Origin of the sequence: Gemmiger sp. An120, from assembly GCF_002160955.1 — a bacterium.
GTDB lineage: Bacteria > Bacillota > Clostridia > Oscillospirales > Ruminococcaceae > Gemmiger_A > Gemmiger_A avium.
In genome coordinates, this window is the sequence record NZ_NFLN01000005.1 from 1 (window position 1) to 23,360 (window position 23,360).

Annotated in this window: 22 protein-coding genes and 1 tRNA gene; 17 read left to right on the forward strand and 6 right to left on the reverse strand. The window is 64.1% G+C overall.

Annotation, left to right across the window (positions count from 1 at the left end):
- Positions 1–123: 123 nt before the first annotated feature.
- The gene (locus B5E65_RS05840; protein ID WP_087170834.1) at positions 124–1,572 is read left to right on the forward strand and encodes a hypothetical protein; all 1,449 of its coding nucleotides are present in this window, start codon (positions 124–126) and stop codon (positions 1,570–1,572) included.
- A 132-nt stretch (positions 1,573–1,704) separates the two neighbouring features.
- Here B5E65_RS05840 and galT read toward each other — a convergent pair whose 3' ends face one another.
- The 5 genes from galT to B5E65_RS05865 form a co-directional block, all read right to left on the reverse strand.
- Entirely contained in the window at positions 1,705–3,198 is a 1,494-nt protein-coding gene (galT, locus tag B5E65_RS05845) for a UDP-glucose--hexose-1-phosphate uridylyltransferase (RefSeq protein ID WP_087170835.1), read from the reverse strand.
- Positions 3,199–3,228: 30 nt separating this feature from the next.
- A complete protein-coding gene (locus B5E65_RS05850) occupies positions 3,229–4,518 on the reverse strand; it encodes a galactokinase (RefSeq protein ID WP_087170836.1) in 1,290 nt (429 codons plus the stop codon).
- Positions 4,519–4,739: 221 nt separating this feature from the next.
- A complete protein-coding gene (locus B5E65_RS05855; RefSeq protein ID WP_242957490.1) occupies positions 4,740–6,101 on the reverse strand; it encodes a sensor histidine kinase in 1,362 nt (453 codons plus the stop codon).
- Entirely contained in the window at positions 6,085–6,771 is a 687-nt protein-coding gene (locus B5E65_RS05860) for a response regulator transcription factor (protein ID WP_087170837.1), read from the reverse strand. The genes B5E65_RS05855 and B5E65_RS05860 overlap by 17 nt, the downstream gene beginning before the upstream one ends.
- Positions 6,772–6,786: 15 nt before the next feature.
- Complete coding sequence (locus B5E65_RS05865) at positions 6,787–8,556, reverse strand: Na/Pi cotransporter family protein (RefSeq protein WP_087170838.1); 1,770 nt, start codon at positions 8,554–8,556, stop codon at positions 6,787–6,789.
- Positions 8,557–8,803: 247 nt separating this feature from the next.
- Here B5E65_RS05865 and ruvC point away from each other — a divergent pair, with 247 nt between their 5' ends.
- The 16 genes from ruvC to B5E65_RS16170 all read left to right on the forward strand — a co-directional run bounded on the left by ruvC (position 8,804) and on the right by B5E65_RS16170 (position 23,211).
- Entirely contained in the window at positions 8,804–9,301 is a 498-nt protein-coding gene (gene ruvC / locus B5E65_RS05870) for a crossover junction endodeoxyribonuclease RuvC (protein ID WP_087170839.1), read from the forward strand.
- Between the two features lie 16 nt (positions 9,302–9,317).
- A complete protein-coding gene (ruvA, locus tag B5E65_RS05875) occupies positions 9,318–9,923 on the forward strand; it encodes a Holliday junction branch migration protein RuvA (protein ID WP_087170840.1) in 606 nt (201 codons plus the stop codon).
- 3 nt (positions 9,924–9,926) lie between these two features.
- On the forward strand, positions 9,927–10,985 hold the full coding sequence (gene ruvB / locus B5E65_RS05880; protein ID WP_087170841.1) for a Holliday junction branch migration DNA helicase RuvB: 1,059 nt from the start codon (positions 9,927–9,929) through the stop codon (positions 10,983–10,985).
- Positions 10,986–11,177: 192 nt separating this feature from the next.
- The gene (glmM, locus tag B5E65_RS05885; protein ID WP_087170842.1) at positions 11,178–12,533 is read left to right on the forward strand and encodes a phosphoglucosamine mutase; all 1,356 of its coding nucleotides are present in this window, start codon (positions 11,178–11,180) and stop codon (positions 12,531–12,533) included.
- Positions 12,534–12,546: 13 nt separating this feature from the next.
- Entirely contained in the window at positions 12,547–13,413 is an 867-nt protein-coding gene (locus B5E65_RS05890; RefSeq protein ID WP_087170843.1) for a class I SAM-dependent methyltransferase, read from the forward strand.
- Positions 13,414–13,434: 21 nt separating this feature from the next.
- On the forward strand, positions 13,435–14,271 hold the full coding sequence (locus B5E65_RS05895) for an energy-coupling factor transporter ATPase (protein ID WP_087170844.1): 837 nt from the start codon (positions 13,435–13,437) through the stop codon (positions 14,269–14,271).
- A 68-nt stretch (positions 14,272–14,339) separates the two neighbouring features.
- Positions 14,340–15,206 carry an energy-coupling factor transporter ATPase gene (locus B5E65_RS05900; protein WP_087170845.1) on the forward strand — a complete coding sequence of 289 codons (867 nt, stop codon included), beginning with the start codon at positions 14,340–14,342 and terminating at the stop codon, positions 15,204–15,206.
- A complete protein-coding gene (locus B5E65_RS05905) occupies positions 15,207–16,022 on the forward strand; it encodes an energy-coupling factor transporter transmembrane component T family protein (protein WP_087170846.1) in 816 nt (271 codons plus the stop codon).
- Between the two features lie 5 nt (positions 16,023–16,027).
- Complete coding sequence (gene truA / locus B5E65_RS05910; RefSeq protein ID WP_087170847.1) at positions 16,028–16,774, forward strand: tRNA pseudouridine(38-40) synthase TruA; 747 nt, start codon at positions 16,028–16,030, stop codon at positions 16,772–16,774.
- Between the two features lie 23 nt (positions 16,775–16,797).
- A complete protein-coding gene (locus B5E65_RS05915; RefSeq protein ID WP_087170848.1) occupies positions 16,798–18,012 on the forward strand; it encodes a DUF5711 family protein in 1,215 nt (404 codons plus the stop codon).
- 25 nt (positions 18,013–18,037) lie between these two features.
- Complete coding sequence (locus tag B5E65_RS05920) at positions 18,038–18,715, forward strand: CvpA family protein (RefSeq protein WP_087170849.1); 678 nt, start codon at positions 18,038–18,040, stop codon at positions 18,713–18,715.
- 60 nt (positions 18,716–18,775) lie between these two features.
- Positions 18,776–21,070, forward strand: coding sequence for an ATP-dependent Clp protease ATP-binding subunit (locus B5E65_RS05925; protein ID WP_087170850.1), 2,295 nt, complete (start codon positions 18,776–18,778; stop codon positions 21,068–21,070).
- A gap of 21 nt (positions 21,071–21,091) precedes the next feature.
- Positions 21,092–21,472 (forward strand): SMU1112c/YaeR family gloxylase I-like metalloprotein, encoded by a 381-nt coding sequence (gloA2, locus tag B5E65_RS05930; RefSeq protein WP_087170851.1) that lies wholly within the window; start codon positions 21,092–21,094, stop codon positions 21,470–21,472.
- Between the two features lie 113 nt (positions 21,473–21,585).
- Entirely contained in the window at positions 21,586–21,885 is a 300-nt protein-coding gene (locus tag B5E65_RS05935) for a DUF2089 family protein (RefSeq protein ID WP_087170852.1), read from the forward strand.
- Positions 21,886–21,888: 3 nt separating this feature from the next.
- Positions 21,889–22,200, forward strand: a complete 312-nt coding sequence (locus B5E65_RS05940) for a hypothetical protein (protein ID WP_087170853.1) — start codon at positions 21,889–21,891, stop codon at positions 22,198–22,200.
- A gap of 60 nt (positions 22,201–22,260) precedes the next feature.
- Entirely contained in the window at positions 22,261–23,211 is a 951-nt protein-coding gene (locus B5E65_RS16170) for an NTP transferase domain-containing protein (protein ID WP_158098528.1), read from the forward strand.
- Between the two features lie 38 nt (positions 23,212–23,249).
- Here the strand turns inward: B5E65_RS16170 and B5E65_RS05950 are convergent.
- Positions 23,250–23,325: transfer RNA gene (locus tag B5E65_RS05950), tRNA-Lys, on the reverse strand.
- Positions 23,326–23,360: the final 35 nt, after the last annotated feature.

The following is a 23,360-nucleotide window of genomic DNA, read 5'->3' on the forward strand; positions in this document are numbered from 1 at the left end:
CTCCGGCTGGGTAATATCCACCCAGACCGGGGCTTCTTCCTCTGTGTTTGTCCGGGAAGTGCTGGCCGGTTCCAGCCGCACGGCACAGCAGCACAGGGTCACCGCCAGCGCCCCGGCACCGAAATGACCGACGAAGAAATTTACGCCCTGGCGGAGGACCTGATCAAGCGCGGTGAAGCGTGGGAAGCCTGGGCCGGGGATACAGCCCGGTATGCGCTGATCGAAGCCGACCATGTGACGTGGACTTGGGAAGGCGAAGCGGGTGTTGGTTACCGGCTGCTGGACGTTACCGACGCGGTACAATTACGGGCCGTGCTGGAAAGTTTGTTCTCCCGGGCATATGTGGAAGAGAAATGGCAGCATTTGGTGACGCAGGAAGAGAACTACCTGTACACGGGCACGCTGCTGGAGCGGGACGGCAAACTCTACGCCAACGAAAAGCGGGCATTTGACAGTTCAAGTGCCTACCAATATGACCCGGCTTCTATACAGATCATGGGCGTGACCGAAGAGAGCATCAGCCTGCAGGTGAAACTGCGCTTTACAGTAGATTCAACGGCGGATCGTTCCTATCCCCTGACACTGCGCCGGGAACGGGGCCGGTGGGTGCTGGATGGTTGGGAAAACGATGGGCGATCGGACAACTCGTACATACGGCTGCCGGAGAAATTGGACGCTCGTGTTGCCGCTGACCCGGAGCTGGGCACCCGGCTGCGGTATGTCTGGGCACTTGGCGAGGGCCTGCGGGACGGCGACCAGACCCGGGTGGACTGGGCATTTTCCGGCGTGCTGGAGCCGCCCTCCCATTACGACTGGATGGGGCCTGACGCCTACTCCCTGTCGGACATCACCGGCCTGCAGGTGGCGGATTTCAAGGTGGAAGTTACCGAAGAGGATGCCATCTATCTGTGGCTGGATGTGACCGACCCCGACAATACGCCGCTGCGGCCGGGGGCGGTTTGGTATCGGGTCGTTTCCGCCCAATGGCTCGGAACTTCGCTGGAGGGAACGGTGGACAAGCTGTATCCTGAGAGCGAGACAGAGGCGTTCCGGGGCGTAGCGCGGGGCACCGAAGACGATGCCACCGCCCAGGAACTGTTGGAAACAGCCAACTTTTACCACGCTGTGACACATGGAGGCTCATTTAGCAACGATCAGAATATGCTGAGTGACACCGGCGTGATCGTGTATCTGGCCGGGCGGATGAGCCAGGAAACAGGAGAGACCAACTTCACGCGGGAACGGCTCGGGCAGGCGGCATTGGAATATTTGGACTGGTCGGACTATTTGCCCGCCCCTGAAGCACTGGCGCAGGTCTGTACCGAAGAAAATGGAGTTTATGGAACCATGCCGATGGGCTTTATAGACGAGGTGGGTACAAACTGCCGCTGGCTTGGGGCGGAACTGGCCACCGGTACCGGCTATGCGGTGCGCCGCTTTTACAAGGACGGCTTGGGCCTTGTGCCGGACTATGACCTGGTCTACACCATGCACCGTTCTCAGGGCGGAACCGGCAGCTGGGTGGTGGACGGCTGCCAGAAGATGGACGGCGGCTGGGAAGGCGTCTATTAACCTGTAATAAAACAAGCGCCGGGGGCGCGGCTTTTGGCCGCGCCCCCGGCGCCCTGTATATTGGTTCTTCCGCGGGCCGGAATTTTCCGGCCCGCAGGATGGGGTCTGGGGCCAATGGCCCCAGATTGGCTCTTACTGAACCGTGCGCAGGAACCGCTCGAAGGCTTCGCGGCCCTCGTCGGTGCACTTGTAGACGCCCGCGTCCTCCAGCACCTGACCGAACACATGGCCGATCTCCTCCTGTACGATGGCGTGCAGGTTGTCGGCGTTCATCTCGGGATGGCGGGGCAGGAACTCCTCCACCCAGTCGGCGTGCTTGGCCAGGGTCTCGTCGGCACGCAGGTCCGCGCCGGCCAGGATGGCCTTTTCCAGCGCTTCCATCTCGCCTTTCAGGCGGGCGGGCAGCACCGCCAGGCCCATCACCTCGATCAGGCCGATGTTCTCCTTCTTGATGTGATGCAGCTTGGCATGGGGATGGTACACGCCCAGAGGATGCTCCTCGGTGGTGATGTTGTTGCGCAGCACCAGATCCAGCTCGTACTTGTCGCCGTTCTTGCGGGCGATGGGGGTGATGGTGTTGTGGGGCTCGCCATCGGTCTGGGCAAACACGAAAGCCGCTTCGTCGGTGTAGCCGCGCCAGGCGGTCAGGATATGGTCGGCCAGCTCCACCAGACGCTCGTCGTCCACGCTGCGCAGACGCACCACGCTCATGGGCCAGCGCACGATGCCGCTTTCCACGTCCTCAAAGCCCGGGAACACAAACTCCCGCTCCATGGGGGCCTTGGCCATGGCAAAGGTGTAGTGGCCGCCCTGGAAGTGGTCGTGGCTCAGGATGCTGCCGCCCACGATGGGCAGGTCCGCGTTGCTGCCCACAAAGTAGTGGGGGAACCGCTTGACGAAATCCAGCAGCTTGCGGAAGGTGGCCCGCTCGATCTTCATGGGGGTGTGCTGGCTGTTGAAGACGATGCAGTGCTCGTTGTAGTACACATAGGGGCTGTACTGGAAGCCCCACTCCTGGTTGTTGATCACCACCGGCAGGATGCGGTGGTTCTGGCGGGCGGGATGGTTGCCGCGGCCCGCGTAGCCCTCGTTTTCCCGGCACAGCAGGCACTTGGGATAACCGCTCTGGGGGGCCAGCTTCGCCGCCGCGATGGCCTTGGGATCCTTTTCCGGCTTGGACAGGTTCACGGTGATGTCCAGTTCACCCCAGGGGGTTTCCGATACCCACTTCAGATCCTTGCAGATCCGGTAGCGGCGGATGTAGTCGGTGTCCTGGCTGAATTTGTAGTACCAGTCGGTGGCGGCCTTCGCGCCCTGTTCTTTATACAGCGCCGCGAACTTGGCCCGCACCACGCTGGGGGCCGGGGTCAGCGCGCCCATCAGCTTGGTGTCGAACAGATCCCGGTCGGTCACGTTGTCCTCCAGCAGGCCCTGCGCCACCGCCCAGTCCAGCAGATTGGCCAGAATGGTCTCCAGCGGGGCTTCTTCCACCGCTTCGGGGGCGTCGTAGTCGCTCTTGTGCAGGATCTCCAGCACCCGGTTGGTTACATAGATCTTGTCGGCCTCATCCACAAGGCCGGTGCGCAGGCCGTATTCCACCAGCTGCGCAATGTACTGGTCCACCATCAAAACTCCTCCTTATGTATGGACAACGGATCACAGGGTCAGCTCGGTGCCGCCCACCGGCCGGATGGCCAGCACATGGCACTTGCCCTCGCCCAGAACCGCCTCAGCCCCGGCGCGGAACGCATCCAGCTTGTCCAGGGGCACAAAGGCCTGTACGGTACCGGCAAACCCGCCGCCGTGCACCCGCACAGCGCCCGCGCCGTCCAGCAGATGCTGGCACAGCCGGATGGTCACCGCTACATCCTGATGGGTGGTGTACCCGGCGGGAATCACGTTCTGCAGGCATTCCCAGCTGCTGCGGCCGGAATCGGTCACCAGTTCCAGGAAGCTGGCAAAATCACCGCCGCGCAGGGCAGCCACCTGCTTTTCCACACGGGCGTTGTCCGCGTACACATGGGCCGCGCGCAGGGTGCCCCGGTCGCCGGCGGCCGCGCGCACCTCGGGCAGACGGGCCCAGAACTCGGCCTCGTCCACCTCGCGCAGCACCTTCTTGCCGAACACGCCGCATACCTTGGCCAGTTCGCCGGGCACCGCCGCGTACTCGTCGGTCAGATCGGCGTGGTCCGCGCCGGAATCCAGGATGCACAGCGCATGGCCCACACCGCCGAAATCAAAGTCCACACGCTCCACGATCGGGGCGGAGGGATCGTTGAAGTCGATGGTGATGATGTTGCCCACGCTGCTGGCCATCTGGTCCATCAGGCCGCAGGGCTTGCCGAAGAAGTTGTTCTCGGCCCACTGGCCGATCTGGGCAATCTGTACCGGGTCGGCCTTGCCGTTAAACAGCAGGCTGTTGACCATAACGCCCACCAGAACCTCAAAGGCCGCGCTGCTGGACAGGCCGCTGCCCTTGGGCACAAAGCTGGTGGTGTAGGCGTTGAAGCCGTGCAGCTCGCAGCCCATCTGGGCAAAGCGGGCGGCAATGCCGCGCACCAGAGAAGCGGATTTGTTCACCTCGTCCGGCTGGGGCTCCAGCTGGGACAGGTCCACCACGTCCATGGGATACCCCTCGGACTGTACCCGGATGATGTTTTCGCCGTTGGGCACGGCGGCGGCGATCACGTCCAGGTTCACGCTGGCGGCCAGAACGCGGCCGTGCTGGTGGTCGGTGTGGTTGCCGCCGATCTCGGTGCGGCCGGGCGCGCTGAACAGGCGGATACCCTCCTCCACCGGGCCAAAGGTGGCTTCCAGACCGTCCACTGCCTTCACGAACCGTTCGGCGTAGGGCAGGGTCTCGTTTGCGGGCCGGCAGTACAGCCGGGACAGCTGCTCACCGTAAGCGCCGCCCAGAAGCTGCTGACGCAGTTGCTCTGTTTTCATGCTGCTTCCTCTCCTTACCATGCAAGCTGCGCGCCCGTGCGCGGGCGCATTTCTGGTTTCATTATACTACCCCTGTCCCGTCATTCACAATAGAATATTGACGCACTCACCCTTAAAAAGGTTGCATCTTGCACAGAAAGCCGGGCAAAGCCCGGCTTTCTGTGCCAAATAAAAAGAATGGGAGAGGGCCCGCAATGCCCTCTCCCGATACTGTATCTGTTTCACACCATGGGCGGCAGCCACACCCGGATACGGGTGCCCTGGCCGGGATGGCTGTGCAGCTCCACCGAACCGCCGTGCAGCAGGGCGCAGTGCTTGACGATGGCCAGCCCCAGGCCGGTGCCGCCGGTAGCTTTGGAACGGCTTTTGTCCACCCGGTAGAACCGCTCGAATACCCGCAGCTGATGCTCCGGCGCAATGCCGATGCCGGTGTCCTCCACCTCCAGGTAGGCGCCCCGGTCGCCCCGGCCGGTGCGCAATACCACCGAGCCGCCGGGCCGGTTGTACCGGATGGCGTTGTCGCACAGGTTCTGGCACAGCTCATCCAGCAGCTGGCGGCTGCCCCGCACCATCTGGCTGCTTCCCTCACAGGAGAGGGTCACATAGGCTTTCCGTGCATTGAGCGCCTGGGCCTTGGCACAGTTTTGGGTCACCTGCTGCAGATCCACCGGCTCAAACTGGGGATCCGCCATGGGCTGATCCAGACGGCTCAGCTCCAGAATATCCCGGATCAGGGTCAGAAGCCGGCCGGCTTCGGTGCGGATGCGCCCGGCAAATACCGGGATGTCCGCCGACTGGGCAATGCCGTTTTCAATCAGCTCCGCGTAACCGCTGATGCTGGTCAGCGGGGTTTTGAGTTCATGGCTCACATTGGCGGTGAACTCCTGCCGCATCTGTTCGCCCTCCCGCAGGGCCCGCCGGTCCTGCTCCAGGGCGCGGGCAAAGGGTTTCAGTTCCCGGTAGGGCACATGGGCGGTCAGGTCGTCCAGATCCCGGCCCATCTGTTCAATGGGCCGCACCAGCCGCCGGGTCAGCAGCAGGCTGGCCGCCACCGCAAAGAACAGCACCCCGATCAGCGCCAGCGCAATGGCCGGCACCGCCTGGTCGTACAGGGCGTGCAGTTCGCTGCTCTCGGCCGCCAGCCGCAGTACCCGGCCGTCCTCCAGCAGCATCGCATAATAATAGGTATTCACCCCAAAGGTGCTGCTGGTGCGCCGGCTGGAACCCGTTCCCTCGGCGCGGGCCTGGATCACCTCCGGCCGGTCGCCATGGTTGTCCAGATCGTCGCCCTGGCTGTCGTACAGCACGTTGTCCTGCTCATCCAGCAGGGTTGCCCGCACATCGCCGCCGGCGGTCATCTCCGCCAGCTCGGCCGCTCCGCCGCCGGACAACTCCAGCGCGGCGGCCAGAACCTGTGTCTGGCGGCCCAGATCCTGCACCAGCTGGTCACCCAGGGTGCGGGTGAACATCACGCTCACCAATACCGCCGTCAGCAGCATCGAGGCAAGCCCGATCAGCACCATCCAGCCGCTGATGGTCTCCTCCATGCTGCGCACAGGCGTATCGTCATGTTTCCGGATCAAGCTTGTAGCCTACCTTTCGCACGGTCTGGATGGCACTGCCTGCCTCGCCCAGCTTCTGGCGCAGGGTACGCACATGCATGTCGATGGTGCGGCTTTCCCCGATAAAATCGGTATCCCACACCCGGCGCAGGATCGCGTCCCGGGTCTGCACCACACCCGGCTGTTCCAAAAACAGCCGCAGCAGTTCGTATTCCTTGAAAGACAATTCCACCGGCTGGTTGTTTACCGTTACGGTGTGGCGCTCGGTATCCATGCGGATAGGGCCGCAGGCCAGCTGGCCGCTTTCGGCAGCGGGGGCGCTGCCCGCACCGCTGCGCCGCAGCAGCGCCTTGATCCGGGCCGAAAACTCCATCACGCCGAACGGCTTGGCCAGGTAATCGTCCGCGCCGTCTTCCAGACCGCGCACCCGGTCCAGCTCGGCGCCCTTGGCGGTCACCAGCATCACCGGCAGCGCCCGGGTGGCCGGGTCCGCCCGCAGCTTGTGCAGGATGCTCATGCCGTCCTCATCCGGCAGCATGATGTCCAGCACCGCCAACCGGGGCGGCTGCTGGGCGCAGGCTGCCCAGAAATCCCGGGCATTGGTAAAGCCCTGCACCGTAAATCCGGCGCTGCGCAGTACATATTCTTCCAGTTCCCGGATGCTGTCGTCGTCTTCCACGATATAGATCATGGGTCGTCCTCCTGTTTATTCGCCGTCCACCGGCTCGGGCATGGTGTAGCGGCGGCGGTATTTCTCCAGCCGCTGGGCAAACTTGGCGTCGCCCGCCTTGATGCTGGCCAGGTATTCGTGGGTATCAAAGCTGTCCTGGGCCATCTCAATCACGGCCACCGCCACGTTGCTGCAGTGGTCGGCCACACGCTCGTAGTTGTTCAAAAGATCCGAGAAGATAAAGCCCAGTTCGATGGTGCACACCCCGTTCTGCAGCCGCAGGATGTGGCGGGCTTTCAGCTCACGGGTAAGCTCGTCCACCACCTGTTCGATGGGTTCCACCTTGCCCGCCAGATACACGTCGTCCTTGCGGAAAGCATCCAGCGTCTTGTCCAGGGCTTCCTGCACCGCGCCGGTCAGCACCTGCATCTCCTGCCGGGCTGCCTCAGAGAACCGCAGCTGCTTGTCGTGCAGTTCCCGGGCGGCTTTCAGCACGTTGACCGCGTGGTCGCCGATCCGCTCAAAGTCCGCGATGGTGTTCAGCAGCTTGGAGACCTCCCGGCTGTCGTCCAGGGTCATGCTGCGGCTGGACAGATGCACCAGATAGGTGCCCAGTACGTCTTCGTAGTGGTCCACCAGTTCCTCGCTCTGCTCGATCTCGGCCGCCAGCTTGTCGTCCCACTTTTCGGTCAGGGACATGGCTTTCAGCAGGGAAGTGCGGGCCAGGGACGCCATCTCACCGGCCAGGTTGCGGCTCTGCTCCACCGCCACGGCAGGGGTGGAGAGCAGACGCTCGTCCAGCAGGGTAAAGCTTTCCGGCTTGCCGGAGGGCTCGTCCGGAATCGTGATATAGGCCAGCTTTTCCAGCCAGCGGGCGAAAGGCAGCATCAGCGCAGTGGCCAGCAGGTTGAAGGTGGTGTGCACCACCGCGATGCCCATGGCGTCGATGGGCAGCTGCACAAACTGGAACTGGAAGATGGCCCGCAGCAGATAGAACACAATCAGGAAACCGGTGGCGCCGATCACGTTGAAGTACAGGTGCACCAGGGCGGCCCGGCGGGCGTTCTTGGTGGTACCCACCGAAGAGAGCATAGCGGTCACACAGGTGCCGATGTTCTGGCCAAGGATGATGGGAATGGCGCTGCCGTAGCTGACGGCGCCGGTGGCGCTCAGCGCCTGCAGGATACCCACGCTGGCGCTGCTGGACTGGATGATGCCGGTCAGGATCGCGCCGGCCAGCAGACCCAGGATCGGGTTCTCAAAGGCGGTGAACATGCGGGTGAAAGCGGGCACCTCGCTCAAAGGCGCCACCGCGTCGCTCATGGCCTCCATGCCGGTCATCAGGATGGCAAAGCCCAGCAGGATGGAACCGGTGTCCTTCTTGCGGTCGCTCTTGCAGAACATATACAGGATAATGCCGATCAGCGCCAGCACCGGCGAGAAGTTGGCGGGTTTCAGGATCTGCACCCACCAGCTGTCACCCTCGATGCCGGACAGGCTCAAAATCCAGGCCGTGACGGTGGTGCCCACGTTGGCGCCCATGATCACGTTGATGGCCTGGCCCAGCTGCATCACGCCGCTGTTGACAAAGCCGACCACCATAACGGTGGTGGCGGAAGAGCTCTGGATCACCGCGGTGACCAGAAGGCCCAGCAGAAAGCCGCGCAGCGGCTTGGAGGAAAGTTTTTCCAGAATGATCTGCAGACGGCCGCCCGCCTGCTTCTCCAGGCCCTTGCCCATTACGTCCATACCGAACAGGAACAGGGCCAGCCCGCCGAACAGGCTGAACACGTTAAAAATCGACATGAATGATCCCCCTTGTTGGTACACACTATCACTATACCACACGAACCGTGTCATACAATGTATAGTTTATGGTACTGCGTGTAAAATTCTCGTTCAGAACTATGTAAAGTTTCTGTAAAGTGGCCCCGGAACGGGTTTTGCGGCCGGTTGCAGTTGCCCTTTGACAGGATGATGTGGTATAATACATCAGTTAAACTGGCCGTGGCATACCCTGAAACAGCGCCCCGGCCCGGAGGGAGGGAACGCCATGCGGGTACTGGGCCTGGACCCCGGCTATGCCATTGTAGGCTGGGGCGTGGTGGAATATGTGAGCAACCGGTTTACGCCGGTGGATTTCGGCGCGGTGACCACCGCCGCAGGCACCCCTTTTGAGCAGCGGCTGTGCCAGGTGTACGACGGGGTGGACAAGGTGCTGGAAACCCTGCGCCCGGAGGCCATCAGCATAGAACAGCTGTTCTACCAGCATAACCAGACCACCGTGATCGGGGTGGCCGAAGCCCGCGGGGTCATCCTGCTGGCCGCGGCCCGGCGGGGGGTGCCGGTGTTCGAGTACACCCCCATGCAGGTCAAACAGGCGGTCACCGGCTACGGCAAGGCGGTCAAGAAGCAGGTGCAGGAGATGACCCGTATGATGCTGCATCTGAACGCCGTGCCCAAGCCCGACGATACCGCCGACGCGCTGGCCATGGCCATCGCCCACTGCCATTGCAGCCGCAGCCGCCTGTCCGGCCTGCCGCTGCGCTGATCGGGAGGAAACCAAGATGATCTATTGCCTTACCGGCGAACTGATAAAGAAAACCACCGAGCAGGCGGTGCTCTCCTGCGGCGGTGTGGGGTACCTGGTGCAGGTGCCCGCCACGGTGGCCGCCTCGCTGCCCGGCGTGGGAGCGCAGGCCACCTTATATACCTATATGAATATAACCGAAAATGATGTAAGCCTGTTCGGCTTTGCCACCGAGGAACAGCAGGCCTGCTTCAAGATGCTCATCGGGGTTTCCGGCGTGGGGCCCCGGGTGGGCATGGCCATCCTGAGCGTGCTCAGCCCGGAGAAGGTGGCGCTGGCGGTCTCCGCCGGGGACCACAAGGCCTTTACCGCCGCCAGCGGCGTGGGCCCCAAGCTGGCCCAGCGCATCACGCTGGAACTGAAGGATAAGGTGGGCAGGGGCCTGGCCGAGGGGCTGGGCTTCGGCGGCGGCGACGCGGCTGCCGCACCGCCCGCCGGGGCCGCGTCCCAGGCGCTGGCCGCCCTGATCAGCCTGGGCTACAGCCAGGGCGAGGCCGCCGCGGCGGTGGCCCGGCTGGACTACAGCCTGCCGGTGGAGGAACTGGTCCGCCAGGCGCTGCGCAGCATGGCCGCGAGGAGGTAACCCATGGACGAACAACTGTATCAGCCGGCCGGGCGGCTTATCAGCCCGGACCTGACCCCCGGCGAGAGCGAGGAAATAAGCCTTCGCCCCCGCACGCTGGAGGACTACATCGGCCAGGAAAAGGTCAAGGAAAACCTGCGCATCTACCTGACCGCCGCCCAGCGCCGGGGCGAGCCCATGGACCACATCCTGCTCTACGGCCCGCCGGGCCTGGGCAAGACCACCCTGGCGGGCATCGTGGCCCAGGAGATGGGGGTGCAGATCCGCATCACCAGCGGCCCCGCCATCGAAAAGCCCGGCGACCTGGCCGCCCTGCTGACCAATCTGCAGGAGGGCGACGTGCTGTTTATCGACGAGATCCACCGCCTCTCCCGCCAGGTGGAGGAGGTGCTCTATCCCGCCCTGGAGGACTACGCCCTGGACATCATGATCGGCAAAGGCCCCAGTGCCCAGAGCATCCGGATCAACCTGCCCCGCTTCACCCTGATCGGGGCCACCACCCGGGCAGGCCAGCTGACCGGCCCGCTGCGGGACCGGTTCGGCGTGCTGCTGAAACTGGAACTGTACAGCCCGGACGAGCTGGCCCGGATCATCCGCCGGTCGGCGGGGATTCTGGAACAGCCCTGCACCGAGGAGGGCGCTCTGGAGCTGGCCCGGTGCAGCCGTGGCACCCCCCGTGTGGCCAACCGGCTGCTCAAGCGGGTGCGGGACTTTGCGGTGGTGCTGGGGGACGGCACCATCGACGGGGAGACCGCCCGCCTGGCGCTGGGCCGCATGGCCATCGACAAGCTGGGCCTGGATGAGCTGGACCGCAACCTGCTGCGGGCGGTGATCGAACTGTACGGCGGCGGGCCGGTGGGCCTGGATACCCTGGCCGCCGCGCTGGGCGAGGAAGCCGTGACCCTGGAAGACGTGTGCGAGCCCTATCTGATGCAGATGGGCTTCCTCACCCGCACACCCCGGGGCCGGTGCGTCACCCGGCTGGCCTATGAACACCTGGGGCTGAAAGCCCCTGAAAAGCCCGACCCCGTGCGGGAGTCCGGGCAGCAGAGCATGTATTAAGAGCGCCGGACAAGCGGCGCGCCAAAGGAAGGGAACGGTTTGCCCGCACAGCCAGAAAAAGCGGGAGCACCCAAAGGGGACCGGTTTGCGTGCTGAGCCATAAAAAACACGAAACGTTCATATTTTGAATGTATAATGGGGCGTATCGGTCTTACAGCCGGGCGTTCCGCACAAGAAAGTGAGGAAAACAATATGGGAAAACTCTTTGGAACCGACGGCGTCCGCGGGGTGGCGGGCGAAGACCTGAGCTGTGAACTGGCTCTGAACATCGGCCGGGGGGCCGCAGCGGTGCTGACCGCCCACCTGAGCCACCGTCCCCGCATCCTGATCGGCAAGGACACCCGCATCTCCGGCGACATGCTGGAAAACGCCCTGGCCGCCGGTCTGTGCAGCGTGGGCGCCGACGTGGAACTGCTGGGCGTGATCCCCACGCCGGCCGTGGCCTATCTGGTGCGGCTGTACGGGGCGGACGCGGGCGTTGTGATCAGCGCCAGCCACAACCCGGTGGAGTTCAACGGCATCAAGATCTTCTCCTCCGACGGCTACAAGCTGCCCGACGAGGTGGAAAACGAGATCGAGGCCCATGTGCTGGAAAACTGCCAGGGCCTGTCCCTCTGCACCGGCCCGGACGTGGGCCGTGTGACCCGGCGCGACGGCGCGCTGGACGACTATGTGGACTACCTGGCCAAAGCCATCGACGCGGACCTGTCCGGCCTGCGGGTGGCGGTGGACTGCGCCAACGGCGCGGCCAGCCAGGTGGCCAAGGCCCTGTTCCCGCGGCTGGGGGCGGACTGCACCTTCATCGGCGCCGAGCCGGACGGCTGCAACATCAACCTGGACTGCGGCTCCACCCATCTGGACAAACTGGCCAAGTTTGTGGTGGAGGGCGGCTATGACTGCGGCATTGCCTTTGACGGCGACGCGGACCGCTGTCTGGCCGTGGACGAAAAGGGCGCCGAGATCGACGGCGACAAGATCATCGCCCTGCTGAGCCTGGACCTGAAAGAACAGGGCCTGCTGAACGAGGATACCGCCGTGGTCACCGTCATGAGCAACCTGGGCTTTATGCAGTTTATGGAAAGCCAGGGCATCCATACCGCCCGCACCGCGGTGGGCGACCGGTATGTGCTGGAGGAGATGCGGGCCAAGGGCTACGTGATCGGCGGCGAGCAGAGCGGCCACGTGATCCTGCTGCGCCACTCCACCACCGGCGACGGCGAACTGACCGCCGGCATGCTGCTGCGGCTGCTGGCCGCCCGGGGCTGTGCCATGAGCCAGCTGAACGGCATCTATGAAAAGTTCCCCCAGGTCATGGTCAACGTGGTGGCCAACGCCGAACAGAAGGCCGCCTATAAGGAAGACGAGTACATTGCCGGCTTTATCGAGAGCCAGCAGCAGAATCTGATGGGCATGGGCCGCGTACTGGTGCGCGTGTCCGGCACCGAACCGAAAATCCGTATCATGGTGGAGGGCAAGGACCCCGCCGCCATCGAAGCCAGCGCCCGGCGCATTGAAGAGATGATCGTCCGGCGCATCCTGAACAAGTAAGGAGAGCTGCCTCATGCGCCCCGCGCAGAATTGGAACGACTACGAACTGATCGACGCCACCGCCGGCAACCGGCTGGAACGGTGGGACAAAGCGGTGCTGGTGCGCCCGGACCCGCAGGTTGTCTGGAAGCGCGAACCCGCCGACCCCCGCTGGCAGCAGGCCGACGGGGTATACCACCGCTCTGCCCAGGGCGGCGGCCGCTGGGAGATGCGCCGCCGTCTGCCGGAAAAGTGGACCATCCGCTGGGGTGAGCTGACCCTGGTGGTCAGCCCCACCGGCTTCAAGCACACCGGCGTCTTCCCGGAGCAGGCGGTCAACTGGGAATGGTACCAGAAAAAGATCGCCGCCGCCGGCCGCCCCATCCGGGTGCTGAACCTGTTCGGCTATACCGGCGGGGCCACCCTGGCCTGCGCCGCCGCCGGGGCATCGGTCTGCCATGTGGATGCCTCCAAGGGCATTGTGGCCTGGGCACGGGAAAACGCCGCTGCCAGCGGCCTGACCGACCGGCCCATCCGCTGGATCGTGGACGACTGCGCCAAGTTCGTGGCCCGGGAGATCCGCCGGGGCTCCTTCTACGACGCCATCATCATGGACCCGCCCAGCTACGGCCGGGGCCCCGGGGGCGAGGTGTGGAAGCTGGAGGACAACATCTACGACCTGATGACCCTCTGCGAGGGGGTCCTGTCCAAGGATCCGCTGTTTGTGGCGGTCAACAGCTATACCACCGGCCTGTCCCCGGCGGTGATGGAGTATATCCTGAAAACCGGCCTGGTGCCCGTGTACGGCGGCCGCACCTGGTGCGATGAGATCGGCCTGCCGGTATCCGCCACCGGCGGCGTGGTGCCCTGCGGCGCCACCGCCGTCTGGGAACAAGCCTGACGAGAGAGGGGAAAGCATCCGATGAACGAGATGATCCAGGCAAAGGACGTGCGGTTCCGCTACGATCCGGAAAGCCCGGTATACGCGGTGGACGGCGCATCCCTGGCCGTGCGCCGGGGCGAGTTTGTGGCGGTGCTGGGGGCCAACGGCTGCGGCAAAAGCACCCTGGCCAAGCACTTCAACGCCATCCTGCTGCCGGAGAGCGGCACCGTGACGGTGGAGGGTATGGATACCGCCGACGAGGAAAAACTGTATGATATCCGCCAGAAGGTGGGCATGGTGTTCCAGAACCCGGACAACCAGATCGTGGCCACCGTGGTGGAGGAGGACGTGGCGTTCGCCCTGGAAAACCTGGGCGTGCCCCCCGCCGAGATCCGCACCCGCATCGACGAGGCCATGGAGATGGCCGGCATCTACAAGCACCGCCACAAGGCCCCGCACAAGCTGAGCGGCGGCCAGAAGCAGCGGGTGGCCATCGCGGGCGTGATCGCCATGCGGCCGGACTGCCTGGTGCTGGACGAGTCCACCGCCATGCTGGACCCCCGCGGCCGGGAAAAGGTCATGAAGACCATCCGGCACCTGAACCGGGATTTCGGCATCACGGTGGTGGCCATCACCCACTATATGGAAGAAGCCGCCCAGGCCGACCGGGTGCTGGTGATGAGCGGCGGCAAGGTGGTCATGGAGGGCACCCCGAAAGAGGTGTTCAGCCAGACCGAACGGGTGCGCAGCCTGCGGCTGGACGTGCCCCAGGCCGCCGAACTGCGGGACGAGCTGGTCAAGGCTGGCCTGCCCCTGCCCGAGGGCATCATCAACACCGAGGAATGTGCCCGGGCACTGTACGAACTTTTGAAGTGAACCAACTGGGAACAAGGGCGGGCGCGACCCGCAAAACGGGCGCACACCGCCGGTAAGGACGTGAGAAATTGGCAGCGATCATCAAGACCGAACACCTGACCCATGTGTATGGGGAGGGCATGCCGGACGCCACCACGGCGCTGGACGACATCAACATCGAGATCGAAGAAGGGGAGTTTGTGGGGGTCATCGGCTCCACCGGATCGGGCAAAAGCACCCTGATCACCCACTTCAACGGTATTCTCAAGCCCACCTCGGGCAAGGTATATGTGGACGGCCGGGACATCTGGGCCGATCCGGGCAAGATCCGGGAATTCCGGTTCCTGGTGGGGCTGGTGTTCCAGTATCCGGAATACCAGCTGTTTGAGGAAACGGTGGCCAAGGACATCGCCTTCGGCCCCCGCAACATGGGGCTGGACGAAGCCGAGATCGCCCATCGGGTGGAGGTGGCCGCTCAGTTCTGCGGCCTGCCCGCCGAATTCATGGAGCGCAGCCCCTTTGAGCTGAGCGGCGGCCAGAAGCGCCGGGTGGCCATTGCCGGCGTGCTGGCCATGCAGCCCCGCATCCTGGTACTGGACGAGCCCGCCGCCGGCCTGGACCCGGAAGGGCGGGATACCATCCTGTCCCAGATCAAGCGTTTCCACAAGGAAACCGGCACCACCGTGGTGCTGGTAAGCCATTCCATGGAGGATATCGCCAAATACGCCGACCGGGTGCTGGTCATGGACCAGCGCAAGGTGGCCATGTTCGACACCACCGCCCATGTATTCGCCCAGGCGCCCCGCCTGCTGGAACTGGGGCTCAGCGTGCCCCAGATCACCCAGATCTTTCTGCGGCTGCGGGAGATGGGGCTGGACATCGACACCGACGTCTACACCATGCCCTACGCGGTGAACAAGATCCTGGAACGGGCCCGGGAAAAGGGGGTGCTGTAAATGCTGCGTGACATTACCATCGGCCAGCATTTCCCCGGCGATTCCATCGTCCACCGCACCGACCCCCGTCTCAAACTGGTGCTGGTGCTGGCCTATATCATCCTGCTGTTCACCAGCAGCAACCCCCTGGGCCTGACCCTGAGCGTGCTGCTGCTGGGTGTGCTCTACCGGATCAGCCACATCCCCCTGAAACTGATCCTGAAAAGCCTGAAGCCGATTTTCCCCATCGTGGTGTTTACCGGCGTGCTTAACCTGTTCTTCATCGTGGGCGAGGGCGACCCCCTGTTCCAGTTCTGGTTCATCCGCATCTATAAGGACGGCGTGGTCTACGCCATCCAGATCGCGGTGCGGGTCATGGCCCTGATCGCGGGCACCAGCCTGCTCACCTACACCACCAGCCCCATCGTCCTCACCGACGCCATCGAGCGGCTGCTCAAACCCTTTGCCAGGCTGGGGCTGCCGGTGCACGAGCTGGCTATGATGATGACCATTGCTTTGCGGTTTATCCCGCTGCTGATCGAAGAGACCGACAAGATCATGAACGCCCAGAAAGCCCGCGGCGCCCAGATCGATTCCGGCAACCTGAAACAGAGGGTCACCGCCCTGATCCCGGTGCTGATCCCGCTGTTCATCTCGGCTTTCCGCCGGGCGGACGAGCTGGCCATGGCCATGGAGTGCCGCTGCTACCGGGGCGGCGACGGCCGCACCCGTCTCAAGGTGCTGCGGTTTGCCGGGCATGACTGGCTGGCGCTGGCCTTCTGCGCGGTCTGCTTCGGGATCATCTTCTGCACCCGCTTTATCATGCCGGGGTGGTGAAGCCTATGAACATCCGGCTCACCCTCTGCTTTGACGGCACCGCCTACTGCGGATTTCAGGTGCAGAACAACGGCGTTTCGGTCTGCGAAACGATGCAGAACGCGCTGGAAGCGGTGCTGGGCACCCGGCCCCCGGTCAAAGGGTGCAGCCGCACCGACGCGGGGGTGCATGCGCTGGCTTTCTGCCTGAATTTTCAGGCGGACTGCGCCGTGCCGCTGCACAAGCTGCCTCTGGCGCTCAACGCTCACCTGCCCCGGGACGTGCGGGTAACGCAGGCCGTCCAGGTGCCGGAGGACTTCCACGCCCGGTACGCTGCCCACAGCAAAACCTACTGCTACCGCATCTGGAACAGCCCCATCGACCGGCCTTTTGACGAGGCCTACTACCACCGGGTCAACGCCCCGCTGGACGAAGCGGCCATGCAGGCCGCCGCCGACCGGATGGTGGGCACCCATGATTTTCTGGCGCTCTGCGCCGCGGGCAGCGATGTGGCCGCCCGGGGCGATACCGTGCGCACCATCACCCGCTGCCAGGTGCGGCGGGAGGGTGCGCTGATCACCGTCACCGTCACGGCGGACGGCTATCTGTACAATATGGTGCGTATCCTGGCCGGCACCCTGGTGCAGGCGGGTCTGCACCGCATCCCGCCCCAGGCTGTGGACGCCATCCTGGCCGGCCGGGACCGCAAAGCCGCCGGGCCCACCCTGCCCGCCAAAGGGCTGTTTTTACAGTCGGTGGACTACGGCGACTGAACTTTTAAGAAAGGAGGCTTTCCATGGACGAGCAGCAATCCCCCCGTCCGGCGGGGCGGGTATCCCGCCTGTCGGAGATCCGGCGCCGCCGCAAGCGCCGCCGTCAGCTCACAGTGCTGGCCGCCATGCTGCTGGTGGCGGCGATCCTGGCCGGTGTGGCCGGGGTATACGGCTCGGCCATGGTGGGCCTGGGCGACGTGCTGGACTCGGTGCGTATCTGGCTGCAGCCGGGGCCGGGCTTTCCGGTGCACACCGGTGTGCGGCAGGCGCTGTCGGTACAGCCGGTAAACGGCGGGTTTGCCCTGCTGGGCACCCAGGACCTGCAGGTCTATTCCGATTCCGGGCGGCAGCTGCGCAGCATCCAGCACAGCTATGCCCGGCCGGGCCTGGCGGCGGGGGGCAGCCATCTGTGCCTGTACAGCCGCGGCGGCTATGAACTGCGGGTGGAAAGCCGCAGCCAGACCCTGTATACCGCCAGCCTGCCCGGCAGTATCCTGCTGTGCGATATGAGCAGCAACGACAGCCTGGCTGTGCTGACCACCTCCACCCGGGGTACCGCCGAACTGATCGTCTACGATTCCCGGTTCCGCCAGATCTACGGCTGGCAGATGACCGAGAGCGAGGGCGACCCGCTGGTGCTGGCCTTTGCGCCGGACAACCGGCAGCTGGCGGTGGGGGCCATCCGCACCCAGGACGGCCGTCTGGTCAGCCAGGTGCATCTGCTGGATACCGGCAGCGACTATGTCACCGCCACCTATTCCGCCACCGGCAGCCTGCTGCTGGTCGCCGAATGGCTCAGCAACAACCGTCTGCTGGCCGTGTTCGACAGTTTTGCCGTGGTGCTTTCCTCCAAAGGGGAGGAGGTGGCCCGTCTGGACTATTCCCCCGGTGAGGAGCCGATGGACGTATCGGTCTGCGGGCGCACCACCGCCCTGCTTCTGCGGGAAAACACCGTGGACGAAAGCGGCCGCCTGCTGATCCTCAACGACACCCTGACCGCGCTGGCGGATTTCAGTCTTTATGGGGCCGAACAGGTGGTGTGCGGGCGCACCGCTGCATATTGTATGACCAACGACAGCGTGCACAGCTACGATTTCTCCGGGGATCTGAACTGGGAGCATTCCTCCCTGTCCAGCCCCCAGGCGCTGCTGGTGCGGGGCGGCAAGGTGATGTTGTTCACCTCCGAAAAGGCCGAGCTGCTGGACAGCGGCAACGAAACCGGCGGCGCGTCCGCCTGATTTTACGTGAGAACCGAGGTACTTCATGACGATCGCAAACATTTTCGACATTCTGCTGCTGGTGCTGCTGGCGGTAGTGACCCTGCGCTATATGCAAAAGGGCTTTCTGGCCGGGCTGATCCAGTTTCTGGGCAACCTGCTGGGGCTGGTGGGGGCGGCGCTGCTGTCCCCCCGTGTGGCGGACTGGATCTTCGCTACCTTCTTTAAGGGCGGGCTCACCACCCAGATCCAGACCACCATCAGCCAGCAGGGCACGGTGGATCTGGCCGCCCTGGTGGACAAATACGCGGGTTTCCTGCCCGATGCCATGGAACAGAGCCTGGTACAAAGCGCCACCGACCTGATGAACAGCGGTGCCCCCGACCTGGCCCACAGCCTGGTCACCGAACTGATCCAGCCGCTGGTCACTCCGCTGATCACCGTGGTGGTGTTCTTTGTCTGCTTTGCCGTCTGCAAGATGCTGGTCAGCTTCCTGGCCGCGGTGCTCACCAACCTGAACCGGGTGCCGCTGGTGGGCGGCGTCAACCAGTTCTTCGGCTTCTTCATGGGCCTGCTGGCCGGTGCGATGGATGTGTTCCTGGTGGTCTGCGGCGTGTGGGCCGTGGTGGTCATCACCGGCAACAATCTTTCCTGGCTCAACCAGACCGTGCTGCAGGACAGTGTGGCTTTCTCCCTGTTCAGCAGCTTCAATCCCTTTATGTAATTCCGCGCGCCGCGCGATCTTTGCGGGGTGTCCCGCATCCCAAAGTGAGGTGTTGTTCCCATGATTTGTGTACGCTGCAAAAAACGCCCGGCCATCGTGTTCGTGCAACGGATGGAGGCGGGCCAGACCAAGCAGGAGGGCTACTGCCTGACCTGTGCCAAGGAACTGGGCATCAAGCCGGTGGAAGATTTGATGAAACAGTTCGGCGTGTCGGATAAAGACCTGGAAGGCATGGAGGAGCGGATGGCCAGCTTCATGGAAGAAGCCGGCGAGGACGGCATCCCCGGCCTGGCCGCCCTGATGGGCCAGCAAAACCCCGACGACGCCTCCGACAGTGAGGATACCCCGGACAGCCCGGACAACTTCACCGCGGGCGGCAGCGCCACCTTCCCCTTCGGCATCGGCCAGCGGGGCAAGGAGAAAAAGGAAGGCAAAAAGGGCGGCCCCCGGCGCAAGTTCCTGGACACCTACTGCGAGAACCTGACCGCCAAGGCCGCCGCCGGCAAGCTGGACGACATCATCGGCCGCGACCGGGAGATCTACCGCACCATCCAGATTCTCTGCCGCCGCCAGAAAAACAACCCCTGCCTGATCGGTGAGGCCGGCGTGGGCAAAACCGCCATCGCCGAGGGCATTGCCCAGCGCATCGCCCGGGGCCAGGTGCCCAGCCAGCTGCGCGGCAAGGAGATCTACCTGCTGGACCTGACCGCCCTGGTGGCCGGCACCCAGTTCCGCGGCCAGTTCGAGCAGCGGGTCAAGGGGCTGCTCAGCGAGGTTACCGCCGCGGGCAACATCATCCTGTTTATCGACGAGATCCACAATATCACCGGCGCCGGGGATTCCGAGGGCGCCATGAACGCGGGCAATATCCTGAAACCCGCCCTCTCCCGGGGCCAGGTGCAGGTGATCGGCGCCACCACCTTTGCCGAGTACCGCAAGTATATCGAGAAAGACCAGGCCCTGGAACGCCGGTTCCAGCCGGTCAAGGTGGAGGAGCCCAGCGTGGCCGACACCATCGCGGTGATGCAGGGCATCCGCCAGTATTACGAGAGCTACCATCATGTGCAGGTGCCCGCCGATGTGCTGGCCGCCACCGTCAGCCTGAGCGAGCGGTATATCACCGACCGTTTTCTGCCGGACAAGGCCATCGACCTGCTGGACGAGGCCTGCGCCTGCTGCAGCCTGCGCCATCCCGAGATTACCGAATGGCTGGAAAATACCAAAAAGCTGGAAGCCCTCAAGGCCCAGGAGGCGGAGCTGGAAAACACCCCCGCCGATCAGCCGCTGGACTATGAGAAGATGGCCAACGTGAAATCGGAACTGGCCCGCCTGGAGGAGCAGCAGCCCGCCCTGGAGGCCGCCGCCAAGGAGATCCCGGTGACCATGGAGGACGTGGCCAAGGTCATCGAGCTGTGGACCGGCATCCCGGCGGTAAAGATCCAGGAGAGCGAGTACACCAAGCTGCTGGGCCTGGAAAGCGCCCTCAAGGCCAAGATCATCGGCCAGGACGACGCGGTGGAGCGGGTGGCCCGCGCCATCAAGCGCACCCGGGCGGATCTGTCCGGCCGCCGCCGTCCCGCCAGCTTCATCTTTGTGGGCCCCACCGGCGTGGGCAAAACCGAGCTGGTCAAGCAGCTGGCCGGCCAGCTGTTCGATACGCCGGACCCGCTGATCCGGCTGGACATGAGCGAGTTTATGGAAAAGCACGCGGTGAGCCGCCTGATCGGTTCGCCTCCGGGCTATGTGGGCTACGACGAGGCGGGCCAGCTGACCGAGAAGGTGCGCCGCCGTCCCTACAGCGTGGTGCTGTTTGACGAGATCGAAAAAGCCCACCCGGACGTGATGAACATTCTGCTGCAGATTCTGGACGAGGGCCGCATCAACGACGCCCAGGGCCGTGCCGTGAGCTTTGAGAACACGGTGATCTGCATGACCAGCAACGCCGGCAGCACCGACCGGGTGGGGGAGACCGGCTTCAACAAGACCGCCGCCCAGATGAGCGAGAGCAAGACTCTGAAAGCCCTGGGAGAGTTCCTGAGGCCGGAGTTCCTGGGCCGCGTGGATGAGGTTGTGGTCTTCCGCCCGCTGGAGGGCGAGACCCTGCAGAAGATCGCCGCCCTGATGCTGGACGAGTACAAACCCGGCCTGGCCAACAAGGGCGTGGAATTCAGTTATACCCCCGCCGCCCTGGCCGCGCTGGTGGAGACGGCTTCCGGCGGCAAGTACGGCGCCCGGGATCTGCGGCGCACCATCCGCCGCCAGGTGGAGGATCCCCTGGCCGAGCGTCTGCTGCAGGGCACCCTGGGCACCGCCGTCACCCTGGACGCGGAGGACGGCAAACCCGTCCTGCGCTGACCCGAGAAAGGAGCGCAAGCTATGGCGCTGCACGCGGTGCATCATGTGGCCATTCTGGTCAGCGATTACCAGGCAAGCCGGCATTTCTATGTGGATCTGCTGGGCTTTACAGTATTGCGGGAGAATTTCCGCCCGGAGAAAAACGACTGGAAGCTGGATCTGATCCTGGACGGGGTGGAGCTGGAGATCTTCAGCGCCCCCGCCGCCCCGCCCCGGCCCGACCGGCCGGAGGCGCTGGGCCTGCGGCATCTGGCCTTCCGGGTGGAGGATGTGGAGCGGGAGGCCGCGGCCCTGGGTGCCAAAGGCATCCCCACCGAGCCCATCCGGATGGACCCCTATTCCCAAAAGCGGTTTACCTTTTTCCGGGACCCGGACGGCCTGCCGCTGGAACTGCATGAATAAAACAGAGAGCGCGTGCACAACGCGCTCTTTATTTTTTAAAAATAAAGTTTACTATTGACTTTAATATTATTCAATGATATATTGAAATAAATTCAAGAAAGGAGGGCGGAACCGTGAGCATCAATGTGGTGCCGGAGTGGATGGTAAACCTGGATCCGGAGGATGTGGCCTTTATCCGCAACTTCCTGCTGGCATCCGGCTCTCTCAAGCAGATTGCCGGGCAGTACGGGGTTACCTATCCCACGGTGCGGCTGCGGCTGGACAAACTGATCCAGAAGATTCAGGTCAGCGAGGATGTGGAGAACGACGACTACATCGCCCTTATCAAGCGGCTGGCCATCAACGACAAACTGGATGTGGCCGCCGCCCGCCTGCTGATCGAGGAATACAAGAAACGCAAAAAGGAGGAATAAAGGATGTCGATTTTCCCTGTGCTGATCATTCTGCTGGTGGGGGCGCTGGTGATGCTGGCGCTGCAGGTGGGGCTGTGCCTGCTCAAACCGCTCTGGCCCGGCCTGATCCTGCCGGCACTCTGCCTGGCATTTTCCGTTTTTCTGGCACTGAACACGGCAGCTACCGGTTCTGTGCTGGAAACTGCCATGACCATGGCGCTGACCTTCCTGCTGGGCAATGTGCCTACCCTGATCCTGCTGCTGATCCTGCTGCTCTGCCGCAAGGGCCGCAGCAGCAAAAAGCAGCTGGACAAGATGAACATTCAGGATCTGTAACCGATTTTTCCCGGCCCGCTTTGTGCGGGCCGGCCGCCTGATGACCGACGGGGAGGAACCATGAAGGTAACACTGGAACTGCGGATCTGCGACGAGGCAGGCCAGCGGTTTTTCGGGGAAGGGCCCCGGCAGCTGCTGGAGGGCGTGGAGCGCCTGGGCAGCCTGCGGGCCGCCGCTGCCGAAATGGGGATGGCCTACACCAAGGCGCTGGCCCTGGTGCGCCGGGCGGAAAAGGAACTGGGCTTCCCCCTGACCCGGCGCAGCATCGGGGGCAAGGGCGGCGGCGGAAGCTGCCTGACCCCCCAGGCAAAGGAATGGATGGAACGGTACGAAGCCTGCCGAACCGCCTGTGACCGTCTGGCACAAGAGGTGTATCAAACCTATTTTGCCGGCTTCGGGCAAACACAGCCGGCCAATCGCGCGCCCCGGGTGGGCTGCGTGGTGCTGGCGGCGGGAAAAGGCCAGCGGTTCGGCGGCAACAAGCTGCTGGCCCCGCTGGGCGGCAAACCGCTGCTGGCCCATACCCTGGCCGCTTTGCCCCGGCAGCGGCTGGCCCGGCTGCTGGCGGTGGCCAGCGCCCCCGAAACGGCCGCCCTCTGCCAGCAGAGCGGCGTGCCCTGCCTGCTCTACCCGGGCGGGCCCCAGAGCGAATCGGTGCGGCGGGGCCTGGCGGAGATGACAGATCTGGACGGCTGCCTTTTCCTGCCCGGCGACCAGCCTCTCTGCCGCCGGGAAAGCCTGGAAAAACTGCTGGATGCCTTTGCGGATCATCCGCAGTCGGTCATCCGTTTGGCCTGGCAGGGCCGTCCGGGCAGCCCGGTGGTGTTCCCGGCGGTGCTGTTTGACCGCCTGGCGGCCCTTTCCGGCGATGTGGGCGGCATGGCCGCCGTGCCCGGCAGCGGCGTTCCGGTGCGGCTGGTGGAAGCCGCCCAGCCCTGGGAACTGTGGGACGCCGATACCCCCGCCGCCCTGGCCCGGCTGGAAGAATGCCTGGCCCAGAACGATCGATAAACGCAAAAAATCCCGGATGCGGATGCATCCGGGATTTTTGGTGAGCCACCGGGGATTCGAACCCCGGACCCATTGCTTAAAAGGCAATTGCTCTGCCGACTGAGCTAGTGGCTCTCAACTAGCTTTACAAGTATAGCAGGGCTTTTCAG

Bases quoted from the DNA above. Each gene is read 5' to 3' on its own strand.
- gloA2 (WP_087170851.1), top strand. From the start codon at position 21,092: ATGGCGCTGCACGCGGTGCATCATGTGGCCATTCTGGTCAGCGATTAC.
- B5E65_RS05925 (WP_087170850.1), top strand. From the start codon at position 18,776: ATGATTTGTGTACGCTGCAAAAAACGCCCGGCCATCGTGTTCGTGCAA.
- truA (WP_087170847.1), top strand. From the start codon at position 16,028: ATGAACATCCGGCTCACCCTCTGCTTTGACGGCACCGCCTACTGCGGA.
- B5E65_RS05840 (WP_087170834.1), top strand. From the start codon at position 124: ATGACCGACGAAGAAATTTACGCCCTGGCGGAGGACCTGATCAAGCGC.
- ruvC (WP_087170839.1), top strand. From the start codon at position 8,804: ATGCGGGTACTGGGCCTGGACCCCGGCTATGCCATTGTAGGCTGGGGC.
- B5E65_RS05890 (WP_087170843.1), top strand. From the start codon at position 12,547: ATGCGCCCCGCGCAGAATTGGAACGACTACGAACTGATCGACGCCACC.
- B5E65_RS05940 (WP_087170853.1), top strand. From the start codon at position 21,889: ATGTCGATTTTCCCTGTGCTGATCATTCTGCTGGTGGGGGCGCTGGTG.
- B5E65_RS05850 (WP_087170836.1), bottom strand. From the start codon at position 4,518: ATGAAAACAGAGCAACTGCGTCAGCAGCTTCTGGGCGGCGCTTACGGT.
- B5E65_RS16170 (WP_158098528.1), top strand. From the start codon at position 22,261: ATGAAGGTAACACTGGAACTGCGGATCTGCGACGAGGCAGGCCAGCGG.
- galT (WP_087170835.1), bottom strand. From the start codon at position 3,198: ATGGTGGACCAGTACATTGCGCAGCTGGTGGAATACGGCCTGCGCACC.
- ruvA (WP_087170840.1), top strand. From the start codon at position 9,318: ATGATCTATTGCCTTACCGGCGAACTGATAAAGAAAACCACCGAGCAG.
- B5E65_RS05920 (WP_087170849.1), top strand. From the start codon at position 18,038: ATGACGATCGCAAACATTTTCGACATTCTGCTGCTGGTGCTGCTGGCG.
- ruvB (WP_087170841.1), top strand. From the start codon at position 9,927: ATGGACGAACAACTGTATCAGCCGGCCGGGCGGCTTATCAGCCCGGAC.
- B5E65_RS05915 (WP_087170848.1), top strand. From the start codon at position 16,798: ATGGACGAGCAGCAATCCCCCCGTCCGGCGGGGCGGGTATCCCGCCTG.
- glmM (WP_087170842.1), top strand. From the start codon at position 11,178: ATGGGAAAACTCTTTGGAACCGACGGCGTCCGCGGGGTGGCGGGCGAA.
- B5E65_RS05895 (WP_087170844.1), top strand. From the start codon at position 13,435: ATGAACGAGATGATCCAGGCAAAGGACGTGCGGTTCCGCTACGATCCG.
- B5E65_RS05860 (WP_087170837.1), bottom strand. From the start codon at position 6,771: ATGATCTATATCGTGGAAGACGACGACAGCATCCGGGAACTGGAAGAA.
- B5E65_RS05905 (WP_087170846.1), top strand. From the start codon at position 15,207: ATGCTGCGTGACATTACCATCGGCCAGCATTTCCCCGGCGATTCCATC.
- B5E65_RS05865 (WP_087170838.1), bottom strand. From the start codon at position 8,556: ATGTCGATTTTTAACGTGTTCAGCCTGTTCGGCGGGCTGGCCCTGTTC.